Source organism: Vulcanisaeta souniana JCM 11219 (assembly GCF_026000775.1).
GTDB classification, from domain to species: Archaea; Thermoproteota; Thermoprotei; order Thermoproteales; family Thermocladiaceae; genus Vulcanisaeta; species Vulcanisaeta souniana.
Genome location: NZ_AP026830.1, coordinates 406,785 through 431,237 on the forward strand (window position 1 = coordinate 406,785; position 24,453 = coordinate 431,237).

Here is a 24,453-nt window from a genome sequence, read left to right on the forward strand (position 1 = left end):
GTGATGATCGTGGCACAGGCTCAACAAACACAGGTTGAGAAGAGCCCGGATGAACAGATTGCAGAGGCCCTCAATGTGCTTGTTCAGAACATTGATGAGGTTAGGGGATTACTTGATCAATTAATTGAGCTTAAGCGTAGTGGTGTTATTGATGCATTAATGATGATAGTTAATAGATTTGAGGAGGTTCTGCAGTACCTCTTCCAGGACCCAGCAGTGCTTAGGTTATTGTCAATACTCATCGATGGTAGTTTACAGGCGATGAATAAACTGGATGCCCAAGATGTAATTAGGCTAAAGGGCTTAGTTCAGGATTTGGGTGGGTGTTTGGGCAAGAACATTGACATAGCGAATGCAAAGCCCATAGGCTTAATGGGGCTTTGGAGCGCATTAGGTGATAAGGACATCCAGAAGGGTCTTGGTGTTACAATGGCCATACTGAAGGCATTAGGTAAGTGTTCATCATCAAAGTAAGCGGTTGATACCATTAAGAATTAAAATCGGGATAATAATTATTACTTGATTCATCAGCTTTAGATTGAAAAAGGTTTTTTAAATACATGAGTATTCTATGAAGAATGATGAAAATACAAGTCAAATTTTTGACCATATTATACGAAAAGACAAAGACCCTAAAGGCGGAAATCGAATTACCAGAGGGATCAACTTTACTTGAACTCATAAAGAAAATAGACAGTAACATATATCAGGGTTTCTCTAAGCTTATCCTAGACTGCAATAATAAAGTTAGAGAGAAGTTCTTGGTAATGATTAATGGTAGGTCTATTGACTTCCTTGAGGGAATTAACACTAGGTTACGGGATGGTGATGAGGTAACGTTCCTACCGCATTGTGGCATTGCATAGTGAATACTTTTAGGAATTAAGTTTTTAAATTAAATGATGAAGCCAAGTTTAATGAAGGTTCAGGTTAAGTTCTTGGCATCTCTTTATGACATAACTAAGGTGCTTAAGACAGAGCTTAATGTACCTGATGGTATAACTGTCAAGGATTTAATAGTAATCATTGACAAGTCAGTGAGTCCCAACTTCTCTAAGGTAATACTTGATGATAACAGTAAACTTAAGGATCAGTACGTAATTCTAGTTAATGGTAGGTCCGTGGACTTCCTAAATGGACTAAGTACTAAATTATCTAATGGTGATGAGGTAGTGTTTCTCCCACCTGCCGGTGGCGGTTGAGTATTATCACTATCGCTTAATCCGTCAATTGTGGTCACCGGATACATGTGCCAAGCGAAGCGGAATATGCAATCTCTAAGGACTAGGTGGAGGTTTCAGGCCATTAAGCCTTCAGAGCCTGTCCGTGCTATGGGAGACATGCTCCAAGCCGTGGACTTAAGTCTATGGTACTAGCAAAGAATAGGAACAGTTTACTATTTAAGAATTTTTTAGTAAATGTTATTTATTTTTATAAAAATTTGAGATTGAGTTAATATTCAGTGGTTTGAAATAAAATCGTTCAATTATGCATTGCTTTGTTCCTGGTCCTCTTCATAGTTCTCCATGAGCCATGATGGTGTTGATAATATGGCCACATAGCCGCCGAAGGTCTGTGTCAGTGTCAGGTTCTCCTCAACTGATTTTGGCATTACGAATAGTTCGATGTCCTTCCTTCCCCTAAGCATTAATGTTAGGTTCATTATCTCATCCTCGCCAACATCCTCACTAACAACAACAATCTTGGCAATACCTCTCTTGATCGCGTCCATCACGGGGTCCTTACCGTAGATTAGGTACTCCGGTTTCTTAACAGCTAGGTACATAATTTCCTCCATTAGTTTCTTGGCCTTAACGTACTCCGTCTCCTTGAGCTTATCCTCAGCATTCCTAATTGCTTCGAGGACGCCACTAATGTCGGCACAACACGCAGGCACTATTGCGATTACCTTGTCCCTTATTCTATGATCGAGTTCCCCCTCTTCAAGGAATTCCTCCTTGGTTGGGCCTGGCCCAGCGACAACGATGCCCTTTAGGTTGGGTATTTCGGTTAGTATCTTGTTGGTTCTTTCGGCTACCATCTTGTAGAAGGTCTCGGCTAGGTGTTCTGTCTGTCGCTTGTATCTTAGGGCTGATTGACCGCCTGCGGCATGTTTATTTGGTACGAAGAACTGAACCTTATCTGCAATCTCCCAGTAATTACCCCTTAGTAGCGCGATCACGGCCTCGCCTCTTTCAATGACTATTATACCATACGTATCACTACTCTTCACCATACCCTCCAGGATCTCCGTATGGAATGAGGTATCGCATATGTACTTAAAGGTTGATATGGGCAATGGTGGTATCAGAGCATGGAAAACCCACTCATAGTTACCAGGGTTTATCATGTGAAAGCCTCCAAATATCGCAAGCCCATTCTCAGGCGCCTTAGATATACCTTTTATCGAGTTTATTATCCTCTCAAGTGCATCCTGAACATGAGTCCTAGTGGTTTTATCCTTGATGTTACTTGCCAAAGCCCACTCCTGCCTAAGCATTGATACGACATCGGGAATCGGCCTATTACTATTGATGTAGAGACTAATGAGCGTAGTTGCATATCCCCTGTATCTCTTCAGCAAATTTATTATGACCTTAAGCTCTCCGAAATCCTTTATTCCAGGACGTCCACGAAGAACCAAAGGACCTACTTCATTTAAAAGCCTTTTGCTATACTTAAAGCATCTCAACAGCCACTGCGGTTGCGCCACCCGTGCCATGACACAGCGCAGCCACGCCTCTCCTGCCACCAACGTGTATTAATGCCGACATTAATGTCGTAACTATTCTGGCACCACTTGCACCAAGTGGATGGCCCAGTGCTATTGCGCCACCGAATATATTCATCTTCTCGTACGGTATACCCAATTCCTTATTTACCAGGACATTAACAACGGCGAAGGCCTCATTAACCTCGAAAACATCAACATCACCCACGTCCCAACCAACCTTGCTCAGTAATTTCCTAATCGCATGAATCGGTGCCTCTGGGAATCTCCAGGGCTCGAGCATGTGCCATGTGTAACCAATAATCCTAGCCATAGGCCTCAATCCCAGTTCCTTTGCCTTGTCTATGGTGGTTAATAGCAGTGCGGCAGCTCCATCAGATAGTTGAGAGGAATTACCAGCGGTGTGTAGTCCGCTCGAACCAAAGGCAGGTTTTAGCCTTGCTAATTTCTCAAGGCTTGTGTCTGGTCTGATCCCTTCGTCCTTATCTAAGTAAACCCTTTCACCGTTTATTGCAGTATCCACAGGCTCCAGTTCAAGGTAATACTTATTCTCGGTGGCCCTTAGGGCTCTCATGTGGCTCTCATAGGCAACCTTATCAAGTTCCTCCCTGGTTATTTCGTGTTCTACAGCCACCTTATCGGCCTCCTGTCCCATAAGCATCATGTTTGTGGGGTCTATTAACCCATCATGGATCATCAAGTCCATAAACCTTAAATCTCTGCCAATTAAGTGCTTAATTCCCCACCTTGCATCATGCGGTAGCGCAAGTGGTTGCGTACTCATGGATTCAGCACCACCAGCGATCACTACATTGACGTCGCCGACCTTAAGGGCCCTGACCGCTTCGATAATTGCCTGCATTCCTGATGAGCAAACCCTATTAACGGTAAATGCACTGACGCTATTCGGCAACCCAGCCAGTAGCGCTGCGAATCTGCTTAGGTTCTGCCCCATGCCTCCCTGGAGTGTTGAGCCGAAAACAACCTCATCAATTAACTTTCCATCAATACCAACTCTATTGATTAAGGATTTTATTGTCTCAGCGGCTAAATACGGGGTCTTCATGTTTCTAAATGCACCACCAAATTTACCAATGGGGGTCCTTACGAAACCCGTGATAACAACCTCCTGGCTCATACGTGCTAATGATGATCTAAACAATATTAAACTTTGTCCCTAGTTTATAAGCAATAATGGGAATAAGCCATAGTCGAATTATTATTCAACAGTTAAATATCGTTGAGGATATAACTTAATTACCTAGGTGTTAACCGAAGGATCAATGGACATATTGGATAAGCTTCACGGCCTCTATGGGCGCGAGATTGATGAGCAATTAATCAAGTACCTAGGTAAGGATGTTAATGAGGAATTCAGGGAGGCTGTGATTTACCAAGTATCCACTGGCGGTAAGAGATTGAGACCGTTAATAACATTAACAACCGCAGGGGCCTGCGGTAGTGATTACAGGATTGCGCTACCGGCTGCGGCTATTGTGGAACTCATACACAACTACTCCCTGATATATGACGACATAATTGATGAGGCGTTACTAAGGAGGAATAAGCCAACAGTTAGGGCTAAGTATGGCGATAATGCGGCCATACTAATCGGTATATGGTATAGGGAGGCGATCGAGGAGGCAATACTCGATACCAGGGATCCGGTATCCTTTGCTAAGGAGACCGCAAACACAATACGCGCAATAGACGAGGGGGAACGCCTTGATATACTCCTGGAGTACTCGGGGCGCAAGGATCCGTACTTCACCGAGAACAGGCTTGGCCCTAGGCTATTGGGTAATTGGGGGGCTCTCTACGATACGTACATAAGGATGATTGGCCTGAAGACCGCGGCCCTAATAAGGGCAGCATCAGTCTTTGGCGCCATGTCGGTTGGCGCCAATCACTGCATAAGGGCTCTCTCTGACTATGGCACATACTTGGGGCTTGCATTCCAAGTGCTCGACGATGTACTGGATGTATTTGGTGATGTTAGGAAGTTCGGAAAGGAAATTGGGAAGGACATTAAGGAGCATAAGTTGGGTAATGCAGTTGTTATCATGGCATTGAGGGAATTAAATGATAAAGATAAGGAGGAACTACTGAGTATACTTAGTAGTGGTGTTATTACGGACATTGACATCAAGAGAGCCGTGGAGTTAATTTCCAAAACAAATGCTAGAGAAAACGCGCTGAGACTAGCGAGGGATTTCGCTGAGAGGTCCGAGAAGGCACTTGGCGAACTAGGTAGTAATGAGTACGTGGAGGATCTTAGGGAGATCTTAAGATTCACAGTAACCAGGGAATTCTAATGGGATTATTCATAGTGAAGCTTGGGGGCAGTGCAATAAGTGATAAAACGAAACCGCTGAGTTACAGGGAGGATTGGGTTCGAGACCTAGGTAAACTTCTCCTTACGGGTGTGAGGGCTGGTAATAGGTTTGTATTGGTTCACGGAGGCGGTAGCTTTGCGCATCCACTGGCATTAGCCTACGGATTAAGTAGGTATAGGGATAACGGGCAATTAACGGGAGTGTCTCTAACATCAGCAATACTTCATTACCTAAGCATGAAAATAACAATGACGCTAGCAACGGTTGGGCTACCAATATACCCATTAAGAACGGGCTCTATATATGTAATTAGTAATGGAAAACCACAGTTATTAATAAGCCCCATCCACATCCTGGAATTACTTAAGAGGGGTGTCGTGCCGATGATGTATGGCGACGTTGTGCCAAGCGATGAGGGCTTTTCGATAATAAGTGGCGACGATATAATGCTCGACCTAAGCTCGAAGCTAAGACCGTCAGCCGCAGTATTCTTAACCGATGTACCTGGTATTCTAGATAGTAACGGCAACTTAATTAGGGAATTATCGAGTTCATCAATAATCAATGAGAGGAATACGCGGGGCATTGACGTGACAGGAGGCCTCATGAAAAAAGTTCAATCAGCAATAGAACTATCCAATTACGCAAGAACCTACCTATGTGCCATTTGGGATCTAAAATCAATAACCAGTATTATTAATAATGAAGAACCCAGTAATTGCACGAGGTTTTTACCTCGTACTAAAGATTAACTACTTAGTTATTTCCAAGTGTAGATTATTATCCAGCTAGTTACTGTTTGATGGGAACAGCGCCTCGTTCAAGTATGTAGCATTTGCAAGTTGCTGCCCATATATAATCCCCGTCGCGTTTACGGCATTATGCGGACCGATTAATATTAGTATTGGTAGGTATACGTTACTTACGTTCATGCCCAGTTTAGTGAGTAATTGCGTTAATAGGGTTTGGTAACCTGGTATTACGTAAGTACCCTCAGTAATATTATCCCAGAACGTAGTTACTATCATGAAGTTTGTGGAACTCGGACTAAAACCACAGAGTTGGGAAACATAACTATTGAATAACTGAATTGAACCGGTGGATGCAGGTGCTTGTGATGGTGGGTTGGGAAGCACAACCACGATTACGGTATACCCATGGTACGCACTGGCATTATAAAGCACGGGCCAAACGCTGCATGTTGTTTCAATTACGCTTATATCGTTAACGGTTAAGAACATGACCATGGGTTTTTCATTATTTATGAACCCCATCGCGCTGGCATTGATGAGTGAGTTAGTCGATGGGTTGTATAGCAATGAAAGCATTCCCTGGGTTATATTAGCCGTACTAATCCCTTGACTTGCCACTGTCGGTGTTGTTATCCTGGATAGTACACCTGGCAGGAACATCATGGCTACGAAAGCAGCCTCGCCAAATATCACCAACGCCAGCGCAAGGTAAAAGAACTTCCCCCTGCGTTTCTGGGTCTTCCTTGCCTTTTTGGGTTTAGACATGACTAAGGTCAAGACCCTTGATTGTTTATTAAGGTTAACTCTCCTTCGCCTTTGCTCATGATAAACTTTAATTAATGCGGTAATACGTAATTTAATAATGAAAGCCCTGGTACTTCATGGCCTGGGATCAAGTCCTGAAAAGATAAATTGGCTGATTGGCCCGCTGATAGCACTGAGTTTAGAGGTGGCGTCACCTACTTATAGGGACTTTGAGGATGGATTGAACAAGGTCAATGAGATCCTAGGGAACATTAATGAGGATTTCATTATTGCGGGTCATTCCATGGGTGGTACAATCGCTCTACTTACTGCCTCAACAGCAAGAAAGATCGCATGCGCAATCTCCGTATCTGGACCTACCGATAGGCTAGCCCAGATTAGGTGGTTACTTGCTGGTGAGCCTGGTAGTATTAGGCGGAGGACGTATGAGGAGTTGGCTAGGATTGATAGTAGGCAAGTCACAGAGGAGTTCCTAATAAAGACCTCGCCAATTAATTACCTAAAGCCTAACCTGCCGCCGATGCTCCTTATACACGGTACTAATGACGAGTTAGTGAATATTCAGCAGGTTGAGAATTATTACGAGAAGGCCAAGGCTCTTGGTAATATTGTGGAACTCATAAGGGTTGAGGGGATGCCGCATACACCAAGGGGTAAGGACATTAGGGTTATTGCCAGAGCCATTGAGGATTTTGTACGTAAGCGTTGCCTATCTAACTCAAGTAAGTAATGGCAATTAAGTAATGAGTAATAAGGTAAATTAAATTTTTAAGAAGAGGTCATTGCTGTGCGTTGGTCTGTTAGTCTGCGACATACGTCTCTTGATGTGATTCCTCATCAATATATGGTACTTTAACCAGTTTATGGCCCTTATGAAGTGGCAGCAAGGATTTATGGATCATGGTCCTACAATCTGAGCACCAATAAAATTCATCCTCGTCGGTCTCCTCGTTTAACTCCATGAAGAATGGGCATTGCCACTCAGTCATCACCATCTTCATATAGTAGGGGCTATCCTTATTTGTGCAAATACCTATATCGTCATGTAGCTCATGAAGCCTGAAGTATTTGCAATTTATACACTTAATTTCCATAAACTCACCCACTATTTTACTTACAAATAGAGTTAATAAATCTGTCGCAAAATGTACTAGTGATATACATCCATACACATCTATAGATAATAATGCTTAAAATTACTAACATAGTACAAATGCCATATGAAGCTGGTAATAATAAGTGGTAAGGACGTTGACGTGGTAATCGATAATAAGGATGGTGCAGCAGGGCTCATAAATGCGGTAGCAACTGCCTTTAAAGATTACAGTACCGGTAGGGTTAAAATGCCCCAGAGGACGGTTATTTACTTGGATAATGATTGGTGGGGTGTAATGCCCTGTGGTTCACGTAATATAGGGTTCTCTGTTAAGGTTGTTAACGTTATTGAAGGTAATAAAGCCCGTGAATTGCCAACCACCCAAGGCATTGTCATTCTAATGGATGACATAACTGGAGTTCCACTGGCGGTTATTAATGGCACTGCGATGACTGCATGGAGGACAGCTGCGGCCACTGCTGTGTCAATTAGGTACATGGCTCGACGTGCTGACAATGTTGCGATTATTGGTGCCGGGTTACAGGCGAAGTACCACGTGCTATTACTTACCAGAGTGTTTCCAATAAGGAAGTTAATAATATACTCCAGGACGAGAACTAAGGCCATTGAGCTAATGAAGGTAGCGCAGGGCAGGGGCGTTGACGCCATGGTTGCGGATACAGGCCATGATGCAGTTAAGCATGCGGACGTTGTGATTACGGCAACCACAAGCAGGGAACCAGTGCTCCTGGGGTCTTGGTTGCATGATGGTATTCACATAGCGTCTATTGGTGCACCTGAGATTAATTCCAGGGAACTTGATGATGAAGTAATACGTAGAGCATCGGTGATTGCCGTGGATTCACGTGTGGCCGTCACTAATGAGACTGGGGATGTAATAATTCCTATTAGGAATGGGTTAATAACTGAAAATAATTTAATAGAGATAGGTGAGATAATAAGTGGTTTAAGGCGTGGTAGGTCAGGAGATAATGACATTACATTGTTTAAATCCGTCGGTATTGCGGTGGAGGATTTGGCCGCTGCGTCGTATATCTATAAAAATGCTGAAAGTAGAGGTATAGGTAATGCAGTAGAGCTATAGAGTTTAAAGTTTATGTAAATAATGTAATAGGTTACGTGAGTTTGTAGTGGAAAATGTTGGAGAAAAAGATTTATAAACACGCTATGTGACACTGATGTTGGTGATTCACGTGGTGTCTCTTGTGACAATTAAGGAGAAGAGTACCGAGGAAATCCTCGAGGACGTTGACATAAAGTACATCCTGAGATGCATCCTTAGATTATCCCCAACTGAGGTAGAGATTTATTATCTATTGCAGAATAAGGCTAAGGAACCATTAACCGTGGCAGAAATAGCCAAGGAAATGAGCAAATCAAGAAGCACCATTGAGAGGTCCTTGGTGAAGCTCGTTCAACTTGGACTAATAGCCAGAAGGCCAGTACTGGCTAAGAATGGAGGATATACGTACGTTTACTACACTAAGCCCATAGACTATGTAAAGCAAAAATTATTACAACTGGTAAATGCATACTATGAGAAGTCTAGACAGTTAATTGAGAACTTAACGTCGGCAGCGTTAATGGAGTCGCTGAACAGCATGGCAGCCGAGGAAAACGTGGAATAAAAATCAAAAGCCAGAAACTACCTTCTTTCTAAACCCAGGTCCGTAATTAAATCATTTAAGCCCTCCTCCACGGAATACATTATGAAGTTGATGTCCAGTGTCTTATCTACAATCATTATTAATGCCAATTTGCCTATGGACTTCGCAATCAATAAGTCCTGACCAATAGAGATAACTATCTCAGAAAGGCTTGCGTTCTCCAGCACCTTTCTTAAATTAGTCTCTAGGTTTTTGATTGATGAAACAATGAGCGCGCCAAGTAACTTAGGATCAATGTTATTGTCATCCTTCAAATTAGAGGCTATTGTGAATCCATCCATCGTAACAAGACCAACGAATTTAATTAAATCACTTGATTCCAATATTTCACTTAACTTTTGCCTAACTCGCTCGGTCAATGTTTTTCCCGGTGAAACACTGCCAGATGATAACACATTTTCTATTTTAAGTTATACCTTTTAAATTCTTTACTCAGAACGTGAACTAACGCCTTTAAGGATTATAATTAAACTAGGCATGAACTTTAACCGCCTAGTTAGGGATTTTTAGTATTAAGACCGGTCAATTAAACGGCCTTGGATTAAGTGTGAACTAACCTTATTCCAATAGTAGGTCTCTTGGTGTCAATATGGTGCAGTTTAGATTTTCAAAGTACTTAGGCATAAAATAAATTTTGATAATATTAAGGTTGAAAATTACTGAATTAAAATTATGAGCCTTCATTGTTGCCTTGAATAGATTGTTCTCCCTGTGTCTTTAGCCATTGTTCAACGATGTCGTATCCGTAGATCGCTTTAAACATTTCACGGCCTAACCTAGTCATCTTTAGGGGGGTCCATGGAGGGTCGAAGACAACATCGATTTCTATGTCTTTGGCATCAGGTATTGCCTGCTGTATGGCAGCACCAACTTGGTAACCTAGGTTTTCTGATAATGGGCAACCCACGGCTGTTAATGTCATTTTAACATGCACCACCTTATCGTCATCAATTGTCACCTCATAGATAAGTCCTAAATCGTATACGTTTATTGGTATTTCTGGGTCGTAAACATTACGCAGTATTTCTATTAATTCCTTGGTCTTCTCGCTAGGTAGGTTTGTCTTAAATATTGGTTCCTCTGCCTCCTCGTTTGTGGCATTGCTTGCTTCTTCATTAGACACTGCCATTATTAATCACCAACAGTGTCACGGTTAATCATTTATAAACCTAACTAGCTTAATAATTGCACGTGGCCGAGATTGGTTTATAAATAATGGGTTTTTGATTTTACAGTAATGCTGAAGGTACGCAAGGTAGACCCTCTGTATCCTGATATGGCAGCAATCAAGGAAGCCAGTGACTATATTAGACAGGGGTATTTAGTAGCCTTCCCAACAGAGACAGTGTATGGCTTGGGTGCGGATTCATTAAATGGCGATGCATGCCTTGGCATATTCAAGGCTAAGGGTAGACCACCGGATAATCCATTGATAGTTCATATAGCGGATTTAAAGGAACTGAATAGAGTAGCCAGGGACATACCAGACACTGTACTCCGCGTTATTACTAAGGCCTGGCCGGGTCCTTTGACGTTGATACTGCCTAAGTCGTCTGACATGCCTAAGGAGGTTACTGGTGGACGCAATACGGTAGCCGTAAGATCACCCGCACATCCAGTGGCACTCGCCTTGATTAGATCCTCAGGAGTTCCCATAGCAGCACCAAGTGCCAATAAGTCAGGTAGGCCGAGCCCCACGTTGGCCGAACATGTTGTCGAGGACTACATAAATGATAATGTAGATATGTACGTCTTAGATGCAGGCCCTGCATTCTTTGGTGTTGAGTCTACGATAATTGATGTAACGAAGAATCCACCTGTGCTTCTAAGACCTGGTCCCTTTACGCTTGAGGAACTAAGGTCACTGTTTAATGTGGATATAGTCGTGCCCGAGTTCGCAAGGGGTCTAGGCGAAGCCGATGCAGCGTTGGCGCCAGGCATGAAGTACAGGCATTATGCACCACGCACTAGGTTAGTTGTCACTGAGTGTAGTGATTATGGATCGCTAATTAGGTTAATACATGACACGGTTATTGATTACTTGAACAAAAAGTTAAGGGTTGCCCTGTTGATCACTAAGGAGACCGCCGATGTATTGGCAACTTATCCTGAGCTTAGTGATATACCAGTCATTATGATGGGTTATAAGGAGGACCCATACACCATAGCTGTCTCTCTCTTTGATTCGTTAAGAAGTCTTGATAGAATAAACGTTGATATTGGCATAGCGGAGGGCATTGAGGAGAGGGGCATTGGACTCGCTGTAATGAATAGATTGAGGAAGGCGTCCGGTTTTTCCCTAGTCAAATGTAAATCATAACTAGGGTTCTTAGTTCATTCTAACTTTTCATAAATAGTAACCATTAATTACTGGTGCTAATTATTGGCAAGACATTGTGTGTGGATCAAAGTTAAAAATGCATTGGCAATACCTACAATGGGTGTCAGGGGATGATAACAATAATAGGTAGTGGGCGTGTTGGTGCAACCGCAGCTGCCTTCCTAATGTTCTTCGAGCTAGACAATGAAATCACACTAATTGATGTAATAAAGAACCTGCCTCAAGGTGAGGCTGTAGACCTTAATCATGCAGCTGCTATACTTGGTAAGTCAGTTAGGTACAAGGGTAGTAATGATTATAAGGACATGGAGGGTAGCGACATTGTAATAGTGACGGCGGGTTTAGCCAGAAAGCCTGGAATGACTAGGGAGGAATTAGCGGCTAAGAACGCTGAGATCATAGCTTCGGTGGCGGATCAAATCAAGAGATATGCGCCAAACTCCATAGTCATAATCACCACGAACCCGCTTGATGCCATGGTTTATGTTCTCTACAAGAGACTGGGCTTCCCAAGGAATAGGGTCATTGGATTCAGCGGTGTACTGGACTCAAGCAGGATGGCTTATTACGCATCCCTTCTCATTGGTATAGCGCCTGAGTCAATAATACCGGTTGTCCTTGGGCAGCATGGCGAGAACATGTACCCGGTTCCCGAGGCGTCCTTCGTGTATGGTAAGCCGCTCACCGAATTCATAACTAAGGAGCAGTATGACGAGATAGTGAAGAAGACCATCCAAGCCGGCGCAGAAATAACGAATCTAAGAGGTTTTAGTAGCAACTGGGGTCCAGCAGCCGGTCTGTCGTTAATGGTTGATTCGATAAAGAAGAATAGAAAGAGGGTATTCGAGGTATCGGCGTATTTAGATGGTGAGTATGGTGTAAGGGATGTATTTGCCGAGGTACCTGTGGTACTTGGTAAGAATGGCATTGAGAAAATAATCGAGTTGAAACTCAACGATGAGCAGAAAAAGAAGTTCTTGGCGAGTATTGATGCAATAAAGAAGAACCTAATGCAAGTTCCTCCTCAGTACCTATCATAGTAAGCGTCATAAATGCATTAAAAATTACGTCAAATTCTTTAGATAAGCATGAATTTTTATTCGTAATGCTGCGATGATTCTGGACATGATCTCATCATGGATAAGCATATACCTAACAATGTCCTTTATAGTATTGTCAAAATTATTTATGTAATTACTAATGAATTCCGGGTCATCCGTTAATGAAATACCATCATGCACGTTCTTCAGAAAATCCTTGAATGCCATAGTAGTATCATTACCTAGGCAAATCATGGTACCCTCCATGTTCCTCAACATGCTGTCCTCCTTATGTAAGTGATCCCTTAAAGTATTTAGAAGTTGATCCTGTATTTCATCACTACCAGCCTTACTTATCAGTAGGAAGATCATGTAATGCTCAACTACCATAACTGAGTAGAAAGTCATTAGTAAATTCATAGCATTCTCCAGGCAATCCATGCTACTGCCTTTGCTGCCCATAATATGTTTTTAGTACCAGAGCACCAGTACTTGTTTATTTCTTGGCTGCCTTTTTGACTTCGCCAACAACTTCTCCATACATGCTAATTGAAAACTGCTTTCCGCACTTAGGGCATGTTATTGAAATACCCATATTATACCAGGACTCACCAATCTCAGTCTCAAAGGTATGGCCACAGTAAGGACACTTAGCCCTAACCCTAAGCATCCTCTCAGGCATTCCACCACTGTAATCCCAGTCCTCAGGGAACTGCCATTCTTCGCCTCCTTCGCCACTCATCGAAGGAGGCATCACCTAGTAAGTTAAAAACATTACTATTTACGGATTACGAATTTTCATTATATGAGCCTGGCCTCAGTGAGTTGTATTGTACTTTACGGGACTCAGAAGGTAATTAAGTTTAATCGTTCGCTAGGTATATGAATATGCATTACTATTGTCATGTTGATGCCATGTTTACCTAAAGTTTCGTCCTCACATTGTCTCATGGTGTCCTCTTTAATATGTTATTTCCATAGGTCTAACGAATTCCGTGCTTAACGTAATCCATGGGACTCTTACATAAGGGGATTAGGAGAGGATTAATTGGATCACCGTGGTTAATTAGTATTTTAAATCTTAGATTATTTCAGAAGAGGACAATGAGAGTTTGTTCATTGTTCTCAGGGGGCAAGGACTCCACCTATGCATTGCATTGGGCGGTGCTTAAGGGCTTCGATGTAGTTTGTCTGCTTACGTTAAGGCCTCACCGTGGTGATTCCTGGATGTTTCACTACCCAAACATCGAATGGACTAAGTACCAAGCTGAGTCATTGGGGATTCCTCAATATGTGTGTGATACTAGTGGAATTAAGGACCTGGAGCTTGAGGACCTAAGGAGGGCCTTTATTGAGGTCAAGGGTAAGTACGAGGTTGATGGTATTGTCACTGGGGCTTTACTGTCTGATTATCAAAGGATGATGATAAACATGATCGCCCACGAAGTTGGGCTTAGGGTTTACTCACCACTGTGGAGAAAGAACCAAGTTGATTACCTAAGGGATTTATATCGACATGGTTTTAGGTTTATGCTAACGTCGATAAGTACCGTGGGCATAAGCCCTAGGTTACTGGGTAAGGTGTTGACGCCCAGTGACATTGAGGAGTTAATAGGGGCTGCATTGAGGTTTGGCTTTAACCCAGCATTGGAGGGCGGTGAGGGCGAGTCCTTTGTTGTTGATGCGCCGTTGTTCAGGGAGGAAATAGTGATTGGGGATGGTGAGGTGCATAGGTTAGACCAGTACTCGTGGATTTACATAATAAAGTCCATATACCTAAAGCCAAAGGTTTTAGTTAATCCAGTAACGACTAGTCAATGAATTGATATGGGTTATGTGCTTAGGAACTGTGATTTTGTACTAACATGGATCAATGAAGAACTCAGGATCCTTAGGAAGGTGGATGTGGCTGTTGAGAATGGCTTAATAGTCAATGTTGGTAACATTGGTAGCGTTGGTCTTGAGGAAATTAATTGCTCAGGTCATGCCGTGATACCAGGGATTGTGAATGCCCATACCCACACACCAATGTCGCTATTGAGGGGTTTCTTTGATGATGCAGAGTTAAAGCTGTGGCTTGATAGGATGTGGACTGTTGAACGTGAGTTGGTCCCTGAGGTCATAGCCCTTGGCAGTGAGCTTTCGATTATTGAAATGATCATCAGCGGTACAGCGGCTTTCATAGATATGTACCATCACCCAGACGTAACAGCAGATATTGCGTTAAGGTATGGATTAAGGGCCGCCCTAGGACCTACATTCATTGATACGCTTAGGGATCCCGCGCAGGTGGAAAATGAACTTAGAAATTTTGTGAGTAGGTACAGGGGATCGCGGTTAGTGATACCCATAATCAATGTACATAGTGCCTACACTGTCAGCAAAGATACGTTGCTTAGGGCTAGGGATCTCAGTAATGAGTTAGATTTGCCAATACAGATACATGCGTCTGAGACGAGGGATGAGGTTTACAGGGTAAAGCGGGACTACGGTGTCTTTCCCGTTGAATATCTAAACTCTCTCGGTCTTGTGTCCAGTAGGTCGCAACTTATTCACCTTGGTTGGGTTACTAATTGGGAGTTAAATATCATAACTAGAGCCAATGCCCGCGTTACGCATGCTCCAACATCAAACATGAAGTTAGCCACTGCGGGTCACTTTCCCATGAGGGAATTAATGGATATGGGAGTGTTGGTAACACTTGGTACGGATGGTCCAGCCAGTAACAATTCCCTTGATATGTTTAGGGAAATGAAGATGGCAGTTCTGCTTCAAAGGCATTCGTATTGGGACGTAGGTATTAAGGCAATTCACGCATTTAAGGCAGCCACATTAAATGGATATAGGTTATTGGGTATTAATGGTGGTTGTATAAACAAGGGTTGCATTGCGGATTTAGTACTACTTGACCTAAGTAGTCCAAGGCTTCAACCTGTTAGGTATGATAATATCCTATCAAACATTGTTTATTCGGCGGATGGTTCAGACGTGAGTATGTCGATGGTAAATGGCAGAATAATCTACGATAGGGATCGGGATTACGAGTTGCTGAGGAATCGTGCAGTGAAAATAGGGGAGAAATTAAATGATTTTATTCAAAGGTTCCTATAAAATCTATGGGAATGGGTCATTAGGATAGTGAGCAACGACCACTTTATTCATGCCTTCCCTGCTCCATGCCCTGCCCATGACCTCTGTATTAAATGCCGACGCCACATTACCAGCACCATCCACCGCAATCAACCCAATATTACCTGGTCCAAACATCCTTGTAACATAATCAACCGCCTGCCTAACAGCATCATCCAGCCTAGTGCCGCTCTTAACGAGTGTCGCTACCCTGAACGACGCCATGGCCCTGATAATAAATTCCCCAATACCCGTAGCCGAGACCGCACATACACCATTTTCCGCCCAATAACCAGCCCCCGGCAAAGGAGAGTCGCCAACGCGACCAGGCCACTTTAGTATTGTCCCTCCAGTTGATGTTGCCGCGGCTAGGTTGCCATTCCTGTCAAGGGCCACCGCGCCCACAGTGCCTGTTAAGCCAAACCTTTTAGCAAGTTCTATGTTTTTCTCGTAACGTGAACGTAAATTCCTAATTAGGGATTTATACCTATTGATCTTTGCTTCATTAATTAGTTCAGTAGATGGTACCCAAAGACCGAATTGCTTGGCTAATTCCTCTGTGCCATTTCCAGTGATTAATACGTGATCCGTCTTCTCCATGACAAGCCTGGCAAGCCTTATTGTATTAATTACGTGCTTAACAGAGGCCACTGCGCCAACACTGAGGTCCTTACCCCACATGATGCCGGCGTCCTGCTCGACTTCGCCATATAAATTCAAGACAGATCCTCTACCGGCGTCGTAGGATCCATCATACTCCATGGTAGTGACGGCCTCGGTGACCATGTCCAAGGCATCACCTCGTTTAGCAGCCTCTAGACCGGTATTGACAGCATCAATCAAACCATTTAGATACCTCTGTCTGTGCTCCTCATTTATGAAGGAGCTTGCGCTACCCGCACCCCCATGTATTGCAATGACCGCCTTTGTGTTCATCAGGGACCAGGGATGTTTGTACTTAATATTATTAACTGTCAGTGCTGTATATCTATGTGTAATATATGAATATTTTATTAATTTAGGGGCATAAACTGATTTTTATTGCGAACAATATTTTACAGTGTATGTCGAGTAAGTTAACGAAGACTGAGGAGTTGGCGGCCAAGTTGTATTTCAACGAGGGCCTAAAGCCGAAGGAGATAGCACAGAAGCTTGGTATTTCCGTGAACACTGTTTATAAGGCAATATCTAAGTATAGGGCATTCGTGAAGAACCTAGATCAACCACTACCACAGTCGGGCAACGAACAGCCAAGTAATGATTCATTGCAATTGACTGATAATAATTATAGCCTAAATGCTTATAGTGTATTCAACGTTAAACTTTCTATAATAACCAATTCGCCATTGCCAGTTATCAGTAATAGCGAGCCTAATGATACCATTGACAAGAGTGAGGTGGTTAAGGAACTAAGGGGGCTTAGGGAGTTACTCGGCAAGCTTATTGCTAAAGTCGAGGAGCTTGAAAAAAGAGGCAGTTGTGTGCCTAGTACTGGGAGTAATCATGAGAAGGAGGATGATTATTCATATAACGAGCCAATAAACAGTACTGCGCAGAATAATTACTTACTGCCTGATTTTATCCGTGATAACCCATGGGTTGACGTAATAAAGTCAATCCACAGTACAGCAGAGTCCTCATGAGTGCGTGTCTCTGATTTCTTTCAGTTTTACCGTGAAGAATAATTTATAAAGTACTTTCTATGCCTCATATAATGTGGAGCAGAACGCGATAACAAATGCATTTTACACGGCTATGGACGCAATTGCTGCGGTAACGCTGTATGTTGTTTTTCCCATAGTGCCGGTGTATGTTTTCGTGGTGCTCCTGACAATGGTATTAGCGTCTTCAATACTTAATAAATATGGACTTTCTACAGCAATCATAATAACGTATGTCATTTTCATTTTCATAACAACACTGAATCACGCTTCACTAATAATAATGCCGTTACTGTTACTTACCTACTTAGTGACTGAGGCTGGTGTTGTTAATGACATAGCCGTAATATCATGGTCCCTACTCTTCACGCCCATCTACTGGCTATCCATACCATTATCCATGCTACCCTCAGCCAAGGGATACGGTATAAGATCCACAGTAATCTTCTCCCTTCTCACATTGCTATACGCAGTGGCCTACGCATATATGGGTATTGAGTGGGTACCAGTAACTATGCTACACGTGAACAACCTAGACTTGGTTAAGGGTATTTTATTAATGCTCTCTGGTGGTTACGGTTACCTAACCACGACTTATGGCGAGCTGAGTAATGCATCATTGTACTTCCTCCTTGTGATAGTTGTGGTAATTCCCCCATTATTGAGTAGGTACTTGGCGAGGTTCATAACCTTCCTAAACCTGAATGTGTATGTTAACTATGCAATAATGAACTTAATGCCATTACTGGTAACAACAGCCCTTCTCTATGTCCCACTTGCCATTAATGTGGGGAGTTACGAAGCAACCCCATTGCTATTGCTAGGTTCGTTAATTGCAGGTTCATTGGGTTACGCCTTTGATTATTTAAGGCGTATTATGGAGATCACGCTTCCAAGGGTAATGACAGCTAGAAGGAAGGCCCCAACCATAATACCAATAACTGATCCATTGGTGATCATGGAGTATAATCAATGGGCCAAGAAGTTACCCAGCGATGACTCAAGCTTAGTGAGTAATGCAATAAACACGGTATCAAAGACAGGGTTACTAGTTCTTCAGTCCTCACTACCGCAAGATAAGATGGAACTAATTAGTAAGGTTTTATTTGGGTATGCAAGGGCCAAGGGGTTCATAATTAAGGGCGATGTTAATTACATACCAAGTGACGTGGATTGGTTCGTGAGAACGCATGAAAAATCCCTATTGGTATTCATGCCCAATAACTTGAACAAGAAATTAGTTCCGAAATTAATGGAGTATATTAAACAGTCAAGGGCTAACATAATACTGATAAACATTGACGATTCACTATTCAGTAAATTAAGGAAGTATGGCATTGAAGTAATAACTCACAGCGCCGTGAAGGTAGGAGAGGAGAAGCAGTCTCAGGTTAATAATGCGTCAGTAGGGTCTACTGAGCAGCCGAGGCCTGTTATGCCCAATCTAGCCGTTAATACCAGCCCCGCAGGTACAAGTGCCGGTGAGGATATTAAGGCCAGGGATAAGTCAGAGCAAGCTATCGGTAAGGAAATCATGGTTAATAATAGCATTACTACCAAGAGTACTGAGGAGAGTAAGCCAGTGACGGATCTAGGCGGGAAGGAAGGGTCAGTCATTAAATTGAATAATGAGCGTGCAGAGGAGGAAAGAAAAAGGAAAATGGAGAAGGGTAATGAAAACAAGCGTGAGGTTGCTAAGGCCCAGTCCAAGGGGAAGCCCGTAACTAATGTTACACTTACTCTTGATCCTGTTGACCTAATAAACATGAGCATTAAGTCTAAGCTAATTGATTACATAGATTCATCAATTAGGCTAAGAGACATGCTAAGCAATCTTGGGCTTAAGTACGTGTCATCAATATTAATAATAGGGCCGCCGAAATCGGGGAAGACGGCTTTGATAAACCACGTAGCCAAACACCTAGGTATTCAAGTCATTGATTATAAGGATCCAAGTATCTCCGTACTTGATAATGCCATTATCCACGTACCAAGTCTCGAGAAGGCATTTAGTGAGGACAGTAATCATATACGCAGGTTAATGAGTATTGCCAAGGCTAAGCATTTTGTGGTTGTTATTGAGAGTAGTAATCCCTGGTCAATAGATGCTGATTTCATTAAGGGTAATGTGGATGCCATAGTGCCTATATTACCTATTGACGAGGATTACATAGACACGATTACTCAAGAGAAACTAAAGGTAAGCATGAAGGATAGGGAAGTAATCAGGGGTATAATTAAGTCATGCCCGGCAGTTGAGGCTATTGAGAAGGTGAAGCTTTACCTGTCAGGTAGGGATGGTTCTGATGTGGTATGCGAAGACATGTTTAGGAAGTTCCAGGAATTTGCACGTTCGCTATCACTTAAATAATCCAGGTCTTCTTTATTTTTAGTTTGGCAATGAGGATTAGAATAGCCACAAGGGGGAGTAGGTTGTCACTGATCCAGACTGGGATTGTCATGAACATGATAAGGAGAATTGAACCTAGTGTTCAATTTGAGATAAAAATAACAAAAACAACAGGGGACGTCATTCAGGACAAGCCATTATATGCAATTGGAGTCAAGGGTATTTTCGAGAAGGAGGTTAACATGGCATTGCTAAGGAATGAGGCAGATATAGCTGTGCATAGTCTCAAGGATCTGCCCAGTGAGATTAACCCTGGTCTAGTAATAGCTGGTTTTTCATCCAGGGATTCGCCGTATGACGTGTTGGTTGTTAGGGATGAGTATGTGGATGATTTAATGGCGTTACCAAGTGGTGCCAGGATAGGTACATCAAGCATTAGGCGTAGGGCATTCCTATTTAGTGTGAGAAGTGATGTGGTATATGACGTGATTAGGGGTAATGTGGATACACGAATAAGTAAATTAATCAAGGGTGAGTATGATGCTGTGGTACTTGCCGAAGCCGGTCTTGTGAGGTTAATTAAGGACTTGAGTGATTTTCACGTGAGGTACACCCGTATACCGCTTGATGTACTACCGCCGGCGCCCGGTCAAGGTATAATAGCGGTTATAGCGCGTGAGAGGGATACGGACATAGTGGATGTTCTCAGGAGAGCCAGCGATCCTAAGGCGAGGATTGAAGCATTAGCAGAAAGGGCATTCCTTAGGGCCATTGGCGGTGGTTGTCATGTACCAGTCGGTGGCATTGCCATGTACAGTAATGGCCGCTTGGGATTCATTGCCGGCATTGCGGATGTAAATGGTAATAGAAGAAGAATAATAAAGCTGGTGGGATCGCCAGATAACCCAGAGGAACTGGGTGTTAATGCTGCCCATGAATTATTGGAGCAATGGAACGAAACCTAGCGATAATAATCAGTGGGTTACGGTACATCTCTCTACACTAAAGCCTGCAATTGAATGAGTTTTCCTAGACAATTATTGGTAATTTAAGGACCAGTGCGATTAGGGAGGTTGTCACTGGTATTGCTAGGTTGTCCTCCATTCCATATGCCTCCGCCAGTGCTGCAACCACGGTGATCGCAAGTGGCCCGATCAGTTGGTTCGTGAGTATAAAAAGCACTATTGCTAATGATGCCATGCCTACGAGTGCGCCCTCCATAGTGGCGTTACTAAAGGGTAATTTAACCCTCCCGAGGAGTGTACCGCCAAGAGCGCTCATCGTGTCGTAGATTATTACTGATATTATACCGTAGATTACGTAGTTACCGGTCAGTAATTGACTTATTAATACACCAATGGCCCCCATCAGGATTCCTAAATACCCACCTCTTCTCTCGTAATCTCTCTCCACGCTATCAAGTAGTTCCTTAACGGTCTTCTCGAGCTTCATTAAACTATCATCCAGCGTGTCCAATGGTATTGCGGAGCTTATTGGTGACTTCGTGATCTGTTGCAGTATGGATCTTCTGGCACTTGTTAATGCATCCAATAACATTATTGTTATTATGGGTCTCTTAACCTGTATTACATAAATCACAGAAACTATCAGAGTTATTAATGTGAAGTAGAGGGTTGTTGATATCCCATAAATGCCTAAATTCATTATAAACGGTATTATTAGAAATACCGACAATACCACGTGTATTAACTTCCTAAGTGCCATTGCCCTTAGTCGCTCCAACCTGCTCAAGATCAACACCTACAATGTACATTGTAAGTGGTGCACCCCTTTTCAATCTATCTATGAGTTTCCTATCAAGATCTATGGCTGCCTTATTAGCCTTTATCATTAGTGTTGAGTCATCGGTATAAGCGCTCCTCCTAATTATCATTTTGCTCCTGCTACCTAAAGTGAGTTTCGAGGAACCCATGCCGATGACCAAGTCAAGGTATTCATCGACTATGAACACAACGATCACCACTGCATTATCTCTCCTAATGATATCCTTCAATTCAGGATTTATATCAACCAAACCCCTATCGGCCTTGATACCCACTATGCAGTCTCCCCGGGGTGTTAGGTAATCATCTTTGGTTACCTCAATTGTTCTCCTGTGGCCGGCTCTGACGTTGATGTGTCCCCATGCCTGCACCTTATCAATAATGATCCTGACCACGGTTTTTAAGCTCAATAAAGCTTAATTATCTTAACTTTAGTGGTAATAACAATGGATATTGAGGATAAGTTGGCGCTAATAACCAGGTACCCAACGGAGGAGGTACTCACAATTGATGAGCTAAGGCAGTACCTAGAGACAGGTCTTAAGTTGAAGCACTACATAGGTTTTGAAATAAGTGGCTATATACACATTGGTACGGGCATTGTCAGTCTGTCAAAGGTTGTTGATCTACAGAAGGCCGGTGTTGAGGTCTCAATAATGCTCGCTGACATACACTCATGGCTTAATAACAAGCTGGGCGGTGATCTTGAGCTGATAAGGAAAGTCGCTAACAGGTACTATGTAGAGACCTTTAGAAAGGCCATAGAGTTGCTTGGTGGTGATCCGGATTCCGTGAAGTTCTACATGGCTAGTGACCTTTATCATAACAACGATGAGTACTGGTACCTAATACTCGACCTAGCCAGGATGACTAACCTAGCCGATATTAGGCATAGCTTGACAATACTTGGTAGGAAGATGGGTGAGTCAATACCAATGTCATGGCTTGTATATCCATTACTACAGGTTGCTGATGTCTTTGTTATCGGCTCGCACATTGCCCATGGTGGTATAGACCAGAGAAAGGCGTATGTACTGGCCAGGGAAGTTGCACTGAAGGTTAGGTTCCATCCATTGATGCTTAATAATGAGAAGGTAAAGCCAATAGCCCTATTCCATGGTTTAATACCCGCGCTAAACATCACTGGTAAGGAGTCCAAGGAAGAATTGAGTGAAATGAAAATGAGCAAATCATTACCTGACACGGCGATATTTCTCCACGACAACGTGGATTCCATACGACAAAAAATACTCAAGGCCTATTGCCCACCCAGGGAGGTCAGCATGAACCCAGTAATAGAATTGGCGCATTTATTCTCGTTCAGGGAAAGTAGGGACAAGCCGTTCACAATAGAAAGGCCACGGCAATATGGCGGTGGCTACCTGGAGTTCTGGTCATTCGATGAGTTGGTGAGGGCATATGCAGATGGTAAGATACACCCACTGGATTTAAAGAATGCAGTGGCTAATGAAGTCGTTAAATACCTGGAGCCGATAATCAAGTGGTTCCAGGAGGGGCAAGGCGCCAAGTTAATAGAGGAAATGAACAACATAATGAGAATAACCAGGTGAAACTAACCCAGCACTTCTCTAATTAATTCACTAATACGATTTGGTTCTACCAACGATAGTTCACCTATAATTGAAAACACAACTTTAGCAAAGGCCCAAGGCCTTTTCATGGCGGTCCTTAGTATGGCATCAACGTGATTGTCATAATCGTAAGTATCGACATTAACCGCATTCATGCTACGCATTACCTCGCTTAAGCTACTATTCATCATTAGATGAAGGGTACTTGATGCGCCGCCCAAGGCCCTTATCTTACGCCTAATGAATTTTCTAAATACCATGTTGTAGATACTTAATGCATCACTTACTTGCAGTCCCACCTTAACGGCGCTATATATGCTCTCGGCAAGTAACTTCGCACTTAGCATTCCCATTATTATACCGCCACCTGTTGTTGGCTTTACAAAGCCAGCAGCATCACCTATAACTGCAACGTTATTGGTGGTTACGTCATTAGGCGATCCACCAATTATCACCTTACCACCAAATGGCTTGTAATACCTTGCACCAATAATTTTTAGTAACCCAATGAACTTAACCCATGTATTTGCATCATCAGCGATTCCAATCCTAAGTTCATGATTATCCCTGGGAACTATCCAGGCAAAGAAATGATTGCTCAACCTCCTATCAAATACAACTACCACTTCATCAACGTCCCTAGGCATTAAGGCGTTTGATTCGTGTGACGTGGTATCGGTTTGGACGCCATAAACATAGGTTGGTTTCCAAGGTATCAAGTTCTTAGTTAAGGACATACCGGAGCCCTCGGCAATAGCTACTAAATCATACGTGGTTTCCCTAGTCTTAGTCCTGACGGTTCCTCTCCGAACGTCAAGGACCCTCTCACCTAATGCCAATGATGCGCTACCAAGTTCATCAGCTAAGTAATTCTCAAGACCTGGTCTGTCAAGCATAGCAACAGCTTTTCTCTTGAAATCAAACGTAATGCTGTTGCCCTCTAGGTCCGTGATTCGGACATATCGGTAGGAATTTATGATTGGTGGCGATATATTAAGTACCTTCAGTGAGTCGGCATTGACGAGACCCGTACAGTGAGGCGGCAACCCCAATTCCTTATCCTCCTCGAAAATCACCACATTCATTATCTTACTTAATTCACGCGCTAAGTAAAGACCACTTGGTCCTGCACCAATTATTGCCACGTCGCTCTCTCTCATTAAACTTAGTGCTATTGATCAGTAGGTT

Annotated in this window: 28 protein-coding genes; 16 read left to right on the forward strand and 12 right to left on the reverse strand. The window is 42.9% G+C overall.

All coding sequences use genetic code 11. The features are described from left to right. Window positions 1–3 precede the first annotated feature (3 nt). The 3 genes from Vsou_RS02120 to Vsou_RS02130 all read left to right on the forward strand — a co-directional run bounded on the left by Vsou_RS02120 (window position 4) and on the right by Vsou_RS02130 (window position 1,202). Complete coding sequence (locus tag Vsou_RS02120; protein ID WP_188602674.1) at window positions 4–474, forward strand: helical membrane plugin domain-containing protein; 471 nt, start codon at window positions 4–6, stop codon at window positions 472–474. Window positions 475–581: 107 nt separating this feature from the next. Next, a complete protein-coding gene (locus Vsou_RS02125) occupies window positions 582–866 on the forward strand; it encodes a MoaD/ThiS family protein (RefSeq protein ID WP_054844274.1) in 285 nt (94 codons plus the stop codon). Window positions 867–917: 51 nt separating this feature from the next. Beyond that, on the forward strand, window positions 918–1,202 hold the full coding sequence (locus Vsou_RS02130) for a MoaD/ThiS family protein (RefSeq protein ID WP_054844298.1): 285 nt from the start codon (window positions 918–920) through the stop codon (window positions 1,200–1,202). Window positions 1,203–1,486: 284 nt separating this feature from the next. Here the strand turns inward: Vsou_RS02130 and prf1 are convergent, their stop codons facing one another. Further along, complete coding sequence (gene prf1, locus Vsou_RS02135; protein WP_188602675.1) at window positions 1,487–2,644, reverse strand: peptide chain release factor aRF-1; 1,158 nt, start codon at window positions 2,642–2,644, stop codon at window positions 1,487–1,489. 34 nt (window positions 2,645–2,678) lie between these two features. Next, window positions 2,679–3,869 (reverse strand): thiolase family protein, encoded by a 1,191-nt coding sequence (locus tag Vsou_RS02140; protein WP_188602676.1) that lies wholly within the window; start codon window positions 3,867–3,869, stop codon window positions 2,679–2,681. A gap of 145 nt (window positions 3,870–4,014) precedes the next feature. On the opposite strand from Vsou_RS02140, the gene Vsou_RS02145 reads away from it, so the two are divergent. After that, window positions 4,015–5,046: a polyprenyl synthetase family protein gene (locus tag Vsou_RS02145; protein WP_188602677.1), complete on the forward strand. Its 1,032-nt coding sequence runs from the start codon at window positions 4,015–4,017 to the stop codon at window positions 5,044–5,046. Further along, window positions 5,046–5,819 (forward strand): isopentenyl phosphate kinase, encoded by a 774-nt coding sequence (locus tag Vsou_RS02150; protein ID WP_188602678.1) that lies wholly within the window; start codon window positions 5,046–5,048, stop codon window positions 5,817–5,819. Before Vsou_RS02145 ends, Vsou_RS02150 begins: the two co-directional genes overlap by 1 nt. A gap of 36 nt (window positions 5,820–5,855) precedes the next feature. Here Vsou_RS02150 and Vsou_RS02155 read toward each other — a convergent pair whose 3' ends face one another. Continuing rightward, window positions 5,856–6,584 (reverse strand): hypothetical protein, encoded by a 729-nt coding sequence (locus tag Vsou_RS02155; RefSeq protein ID WP_188602679.1) that lies wholly within the window; start codon window positions 6,582–6,584, stop codon window positions 5,856–5,858. Window positions 6,585–6,681: 97 nt separating this feature from the next. On the opposite strand from Vsou_RS02155, the gene Vsou_RS02160 reads away from it, so the two are divergent. Further along, a complete protein-coding gene (locus tag Vsou_RS02160; protein WP_188602680.1) occupies window positions 6,682–7,314 on the forward strand; it encodes an alpha/beta hydrolase family protein in 633 nt (210 codons plus the stop codon). 70 nt (window positions 7,315–7,384) lie between these two features. Here the strand turns inward: Vsou_RS02160 and Vsou_RS02165 are convergent, their stop codons facing one another. Continuing rightward, window positions 7,385–7,678 carry a hypothetical protein gene (locus tag Vsou_RS02165; RefSeq protein ID WP_229709724.1) on the reverse strand — a complete coding sequence of 98 codons (294 nt, stop codon included), beginning with the start codon at window positions 7,676–7,678 and terminating at the stop codon, window positions 7,385–7,387. 126 nt (window positions 7,679–7,804) lie between these two features. On the opposite strand from Vsou_RS02165, the gene Vsou_RS02170 reads away from it, so the two are divergent. Both Vsou_RS02170 and Vsou_RS02175 read left to right on the forward strand, forming a co-directional pair. Then, on the forward strand, window positions 7,805–8,785 hold the full coding sequence (locus Vsou_RS02170) for an ornithine cyclodeaminase family protein (protein ID WP_188602682.1): 981 nt from the start codon (window positions 7,805–7,807) through the stop codon (window positions 8,783–8,785). Window positions 8,786–8,906: 121 nt separating this feature from the next. Continuing rightward, window positions 8,907–9,329, forward strand: coding sequence for an ArsR family transcriptional regulator (locus Vsou_RS02175; RefSeq protein ID WP_264890758.1), 423 nt, complete (start codon window positions 8,907–8,909; stop codon window positions 9,327–9,329). 17 nt (window positions 9,330–9,346) lie between these two features. Here the strand turns inward: Vsou_RS02175 and Vsou_RS02180 are convergent, their stop codons facing one another. Together Vsou_RS02180 and Vsou_RS02185 are read right to left on the reverse strand one after the other, a co-directional pair. Then, window positions 9,347–9,691 carry a hypothetical protein gene (locus Vsou_RS02180; RefSeq protein ID WP_264890759.1) on the reverse strand — a complete coding sequence of 115 codons (345 nt, stop codon included), beginning with the start codon at window positions 9,689–9,691 and terminating at the stop codon, window positions 9,347–9,349. A gap of 347 nt (window positions 9,692–10,038) precedes the next feature. Next, window positions 10,039–10,497, reverse strand: a complete 459-nt coding sequence (locus Vsou_RS02185; protein ID WP_054844279.1) for a metal-sulfur cluster assembly factor — start codon at window positions 10,495–10,497, stop codon at window positions 10,039–10,041. Between the two features lie 108 nt (window positions 10,498–10,605). On the opposite strand from Vsou_RS02185, the gene Vsou_RS02190 reads away from it, so the two are divergent. Together Vsou_RS02190 and Vsou_RS02195 are read left to right on the forward strand one after the other, a co-directional pair. Next, a complete protein-coding gene (locus tag Vsou_RS02190; protein WP_188602683.1) occupies window positions 10,606–11,688 on the forward strand; it encodes an L-threonylcarbamoyladenylate synthase in 1,083 nt (360 codons plus the stop codon). 131 nt (window positions 11,689–11,819) lie between these two features. After that, the gene (locus Vsou_RS02195; RefSeq protein WP_188602684.1) at window positions 11,820–12,749 is read left to right on the forward strand and encodes a malate dehydrogenase; all 930 of its coding nucleotides are present in this window, start codon (window positions 11,820–11,822) and stop codon (window positions 12,747–12,749) included. Window positions 12,750–12,773: 24 nt separating this feature from the next. Here the strand turns inward: Vsou_RS02195 and Vsou_RS02200 are convergent, their stop codons facing one another. Further along, window positions 12,774–13,190: a hypothetical protein gene (locus Vsou_RS02200; RefSeq protein ID WP_229709725.1), complete on the reverse strand. Its 417-nt coding sequence runs from the start codon at window positions 13,188–13,190 to the stop codon at window positions 12,774–12,776. A 55-nt stretch (window positions 13,191–13,245) separates the two neighbouring features. Continuing rightward, entirely contained in the window at window positions 13,246–13,491 is a 246-nt protein-coding gene (locus Vsou_RS02205; protein WP_054844282.1) for a CpXC domain-containing protein, read from the reverse strand. Window positions 13,492–13,853: 362 nt separating this feature from the next. Between Vsou_RS02205 and Vsou_RS02210 the strand changes: the two genes are divergently transcribed. Together Vsou_RS02210 and Vsou_RS02215 are read left to right on the forward strand one after the other, a co-directional pair. Next, window positions 13,854–14,570, forward strand: a complete 717-nt coding sequence (locus Vsou_RS02210) for a diphthine--ammonia ligase (protein ID WP_188602685.1) — start codon at window positions 13,854–13,856, stop codon at window positions 14,568–14,570. Window positions 14,571–14,576: 6 nt separating this feature from the next. Next, window positions 14,577–15,860, forward strand: a complete 1,284-nt coding sequence (locus tag Vsou_RS02215) for an amidohydrolase (RefSeq protein WP_188602686.1) — start codon at window positions 14,577–14,579, stop codon at window positions 15,858–15,860. A 3-nt stretch (window positions 15,861–15,863) separates the two neighbouring features. Here Vsou_RS02215 and Vsou_RS02220 read toward each other — a convergent pair whose 3' ends face one another. Continuing rightward, entirely contained in the window at window positions 15,864–16,814 is a 951-nt protein-coding gene (locus Vsou_RS02220) for an isoaspartyl peptidase/L-asparaginase (RefSeq protein ID WP_188602687.1), read from the reverse strand. Window positions 16,815–16,942: 128 nt separating this feature from the next. On the opposite strand from Vsou_RS02220, the gene Vsou_RS02225 reads away from it, so the two are divergent. From Vsou_RS02225 to hemC, 3 genes are all read left to right on the forward strand, one after another. Continuing rightward, the gene (locus Vsou_RS02225) at window positions 16,943–17,521 is read left to right on the forward strand and encodes a helix-turn-helix domain-containing protein (RefSeq protein WP_188602688.1); all 579 of its coding nucleotides are present in this window, start codon (window positions 16,943–16,945) and stop codon (window positions 17,519–17,521) included. 73 nt (window positions 17,522–17,594) lie between these two features. Further along, on the forward strand, window positions 17,595–19,910 hold the full coding sequence (locus tag Vsou_RS02230; RefSeq protein WP_188602689.1) for an AAA family ATPase: 2,316 nt from the start codon (window positions 17,595–17,597) through the stop codon (window positions 19,908–19,910). Between the two features lie 29 nt (window positions 19,911–19,939). Further along, window positions 19,940–20,854, forward strand: coding sequence for a hydroxymethylbilane synthase (gene hemC, locus Vsou_RS02235; RefSeq protein ID WP_188602851.1), 915 nt, complete (start codon window positions 19,940–19,942; stop codon window positions 20,852–20,854). Window positions 20,855–20,918: 64 nt separating this feature from the next. Here hemC and Vsou_RS02240 read toward each other — a convergent pair whose 3' ends face one another. Both Vsou_RS02240 and Vsou_RS02245 read right to left on the reverse strand, forming a co-directional pair. Beyond that, the gene (locus Vsou_RS02240) at window positions 20,919–21,650 is read right to left on the reverse strand and encodes a diacylglycerol/polyprenol kinase family protein (protein WP_188602690.1); all 732 of its coding nucleotides are present in this window, start codon (window positions 21,648–21,650) and stop codon (window positions 20,919–20,921) included. Continuing rightward, a complete protein-coding gene (locus tag Vsou_RS02245) occupies window positions 21,604–22,068 on the reverse strand; it encodes a DUF371 domain-containing protein (protein WP_188602691.1) in 465 nt (154 codons plus the stop codon). Before Vsou_RS02245 ends, Vsou_RS02240 begins: the two co-directional genes overlap by 47 nt. A gap of 51 nt (window positions 22,069–22,119) precedes the next feature. Here Vsou_RS02245 and Vsou_RS02250 point away from each other — a divergent pair, with 51 nt between their 5' ends. Next, complete coding sequence (locus Vsou_RS02250; RefSeq protein ID WP_188602692.1) at window positions 22,120–23,244, forward strand: tyrosine--tRNA ligase; 1,125 nt, start codon at window positions 22,120–22,122, stop codon at window positions 23,242–23,244. Between the two features lie 2 nt (window positions 23,245–23,246). Here the strand turns inward: Vsou_RS02250 and Vsou_RS02255 are convergent, their stop codons facing one another. Beyond that, a complete protein-coding gene (locus Vsou_RS02255) occupies window positions 23,247–24,425 on the reverse strand; it encodes an NAD(P)/FAD-dependent oxidoreductase (protein WP_054844286.1) in 1,179 nt (392 codons plus the stop codon). Window positions 24,426–24,453: the final 28 nt, after the last annotated feature.

Coding starts and splice junctions, on each gene's coding strand:
- Vsou_RS02120 (WP_188602674.1), top strand. CDS start 4: ATGATCGTGGCACAGGCTCAACAAACACAGGTTGAGAAGAGCCCGGAT.
- Vsou_RS02125 (WP_054844274.1), top strand. CDS start 582: ATGAAAATACAAGTCAAATTTTTGACCATATTATACGAAAAGACAAAG.
- Vsou_RS02130 (WP_054844298.1), top strand. CDS start 918: ATGAAGGTTCAGGTTAAGTTCTTGGCATCTCTTTATGACATAACTAAG.
- Vsou_RS02140 (WP_188602676.1), bottom strand. CDS start 3,869: ATGAGCCAGGAGGTTGTTATCACGGGTTTCGTAAGGACCCCCATTGGT.
- Vsou_RS02145 (WP_188602677.1), top strand. CDS start 4,015: ATGGACATATTGGATAAGCTTCACGGCCTCTATGGGCGCGAGATTGAT.
- Vsou_RS02150 (WP_188602678.1), top strand. CDS start 5,046: ATGGGATTATTCATAGTGAAGCTTGGGGGCAGTGCAATAAGTGATAAA.
- Vsou_RS02155 (WP_188602679.1), bottom strand. CDS start 6,584: ATGTCTAAACCCAAAAAGGCAAGGAAGACCCAGAAACGCAGGGGGAAG.
- Vsou_RS02160 (WP_188602680.1), top strand. CDS start 6,682: ATGAAAGCCCTGGTACTTCATGGCCTGGGATCAAGTCCTGAAAAGATA.
- Vsou_RS02165 (WP_229709724.1), bottom strand. CDS start 7,678: ATGGAAATTAAGTGTATAAATTGCAAATACTTCAGGCTTCATGAGCTA.
- Vsou_RS02170 (WP_188602682.1), top strand. CDS start 7,805: ATGAAGCTGGTAATAATAAGTGGTAAGGACGTTGACGTGGTAATCGAT.
- Vsou_RS02185 (WP_054844279.1), bottom strand. CDS start 10,497: ATGGCAGTGTCTAATGAAGAAGCAAGCAATGCCACAAACGAGGAGGCA.
- Vsou_RS02190 (WP_188602683.1), top strand. CDS start 10,606: ATGCTGAAGGTACGCAAGGTAGACCCTCTGTATCCTGATATGGCAGCA.
- Vsou_RS02195 (WP_188602684.1), top strand. CDS start 11,820: ATGATAACAATAATAGGTAGTGGGCGTGTTGGTGCAACCGCAGCTGCC.
- Vsou_RS02200 (WP_229709725.1), bottom strand. CDS start 13,190: ATGGATTGCCTGGAGAATGCTATGAATTTACTAATGACTTTCTACTCA.
- Vsou_RS02205 (WP_054844282.1), bottom strand. CDS start 13,491: ATGAGTGGCGAAGGAGGCGAAGAATGGCAGTTCCCTGAGGACTGGGAT.
- Vsou_RS02210 (WP_188602685.1), top strand. CDS start 13,854: ATGAGAGTTTGTTCATTGTTCTCAGGGGGCAAGGACTCCACCTATGCA.
- Vsou_RS02215 (WP_188602686.1), top strand. CDS start 14,577: ATGGGTTATGTGCTTAGGAACTGTGATTTTGTACTAACATGGATCAAT.
- Vsou_RS02220 (WP_188602687.1), bottom strand. CDS start 16,814: ATGAACACAAAGGCGGTCATTGCAATACATGGGGGTGCGGGTAGCGCA.
- Vsou_RS02225 (WP_188602688.1), top strand. CDS start 16,943: ATGTCGAGTAAGTTAACGAAGACTGAGGAGTTGGCGGCCAAGTTGTAT.
- hemC (WP_188602851.1), top strand. CDS start 19,940: ATGAGGATTAGAATAGCCACAAGGGGGAGTAGGTTGTCACTGATCCAG.
- Vsou_RS02250 (WP_188602692.1), top strand. CDS start 22,120: ATGGATATTGAGGATAAGTTGGCGCTAATAACCAGGTACCCAACGGAG.
- Vsou_RS02255 (WP_054844286.1), bottom strand. CDS start 24,425: ATGAGAGAGAGCGACGTGGCAATAATTGGTGCAGGACCAAGTGGTCTT.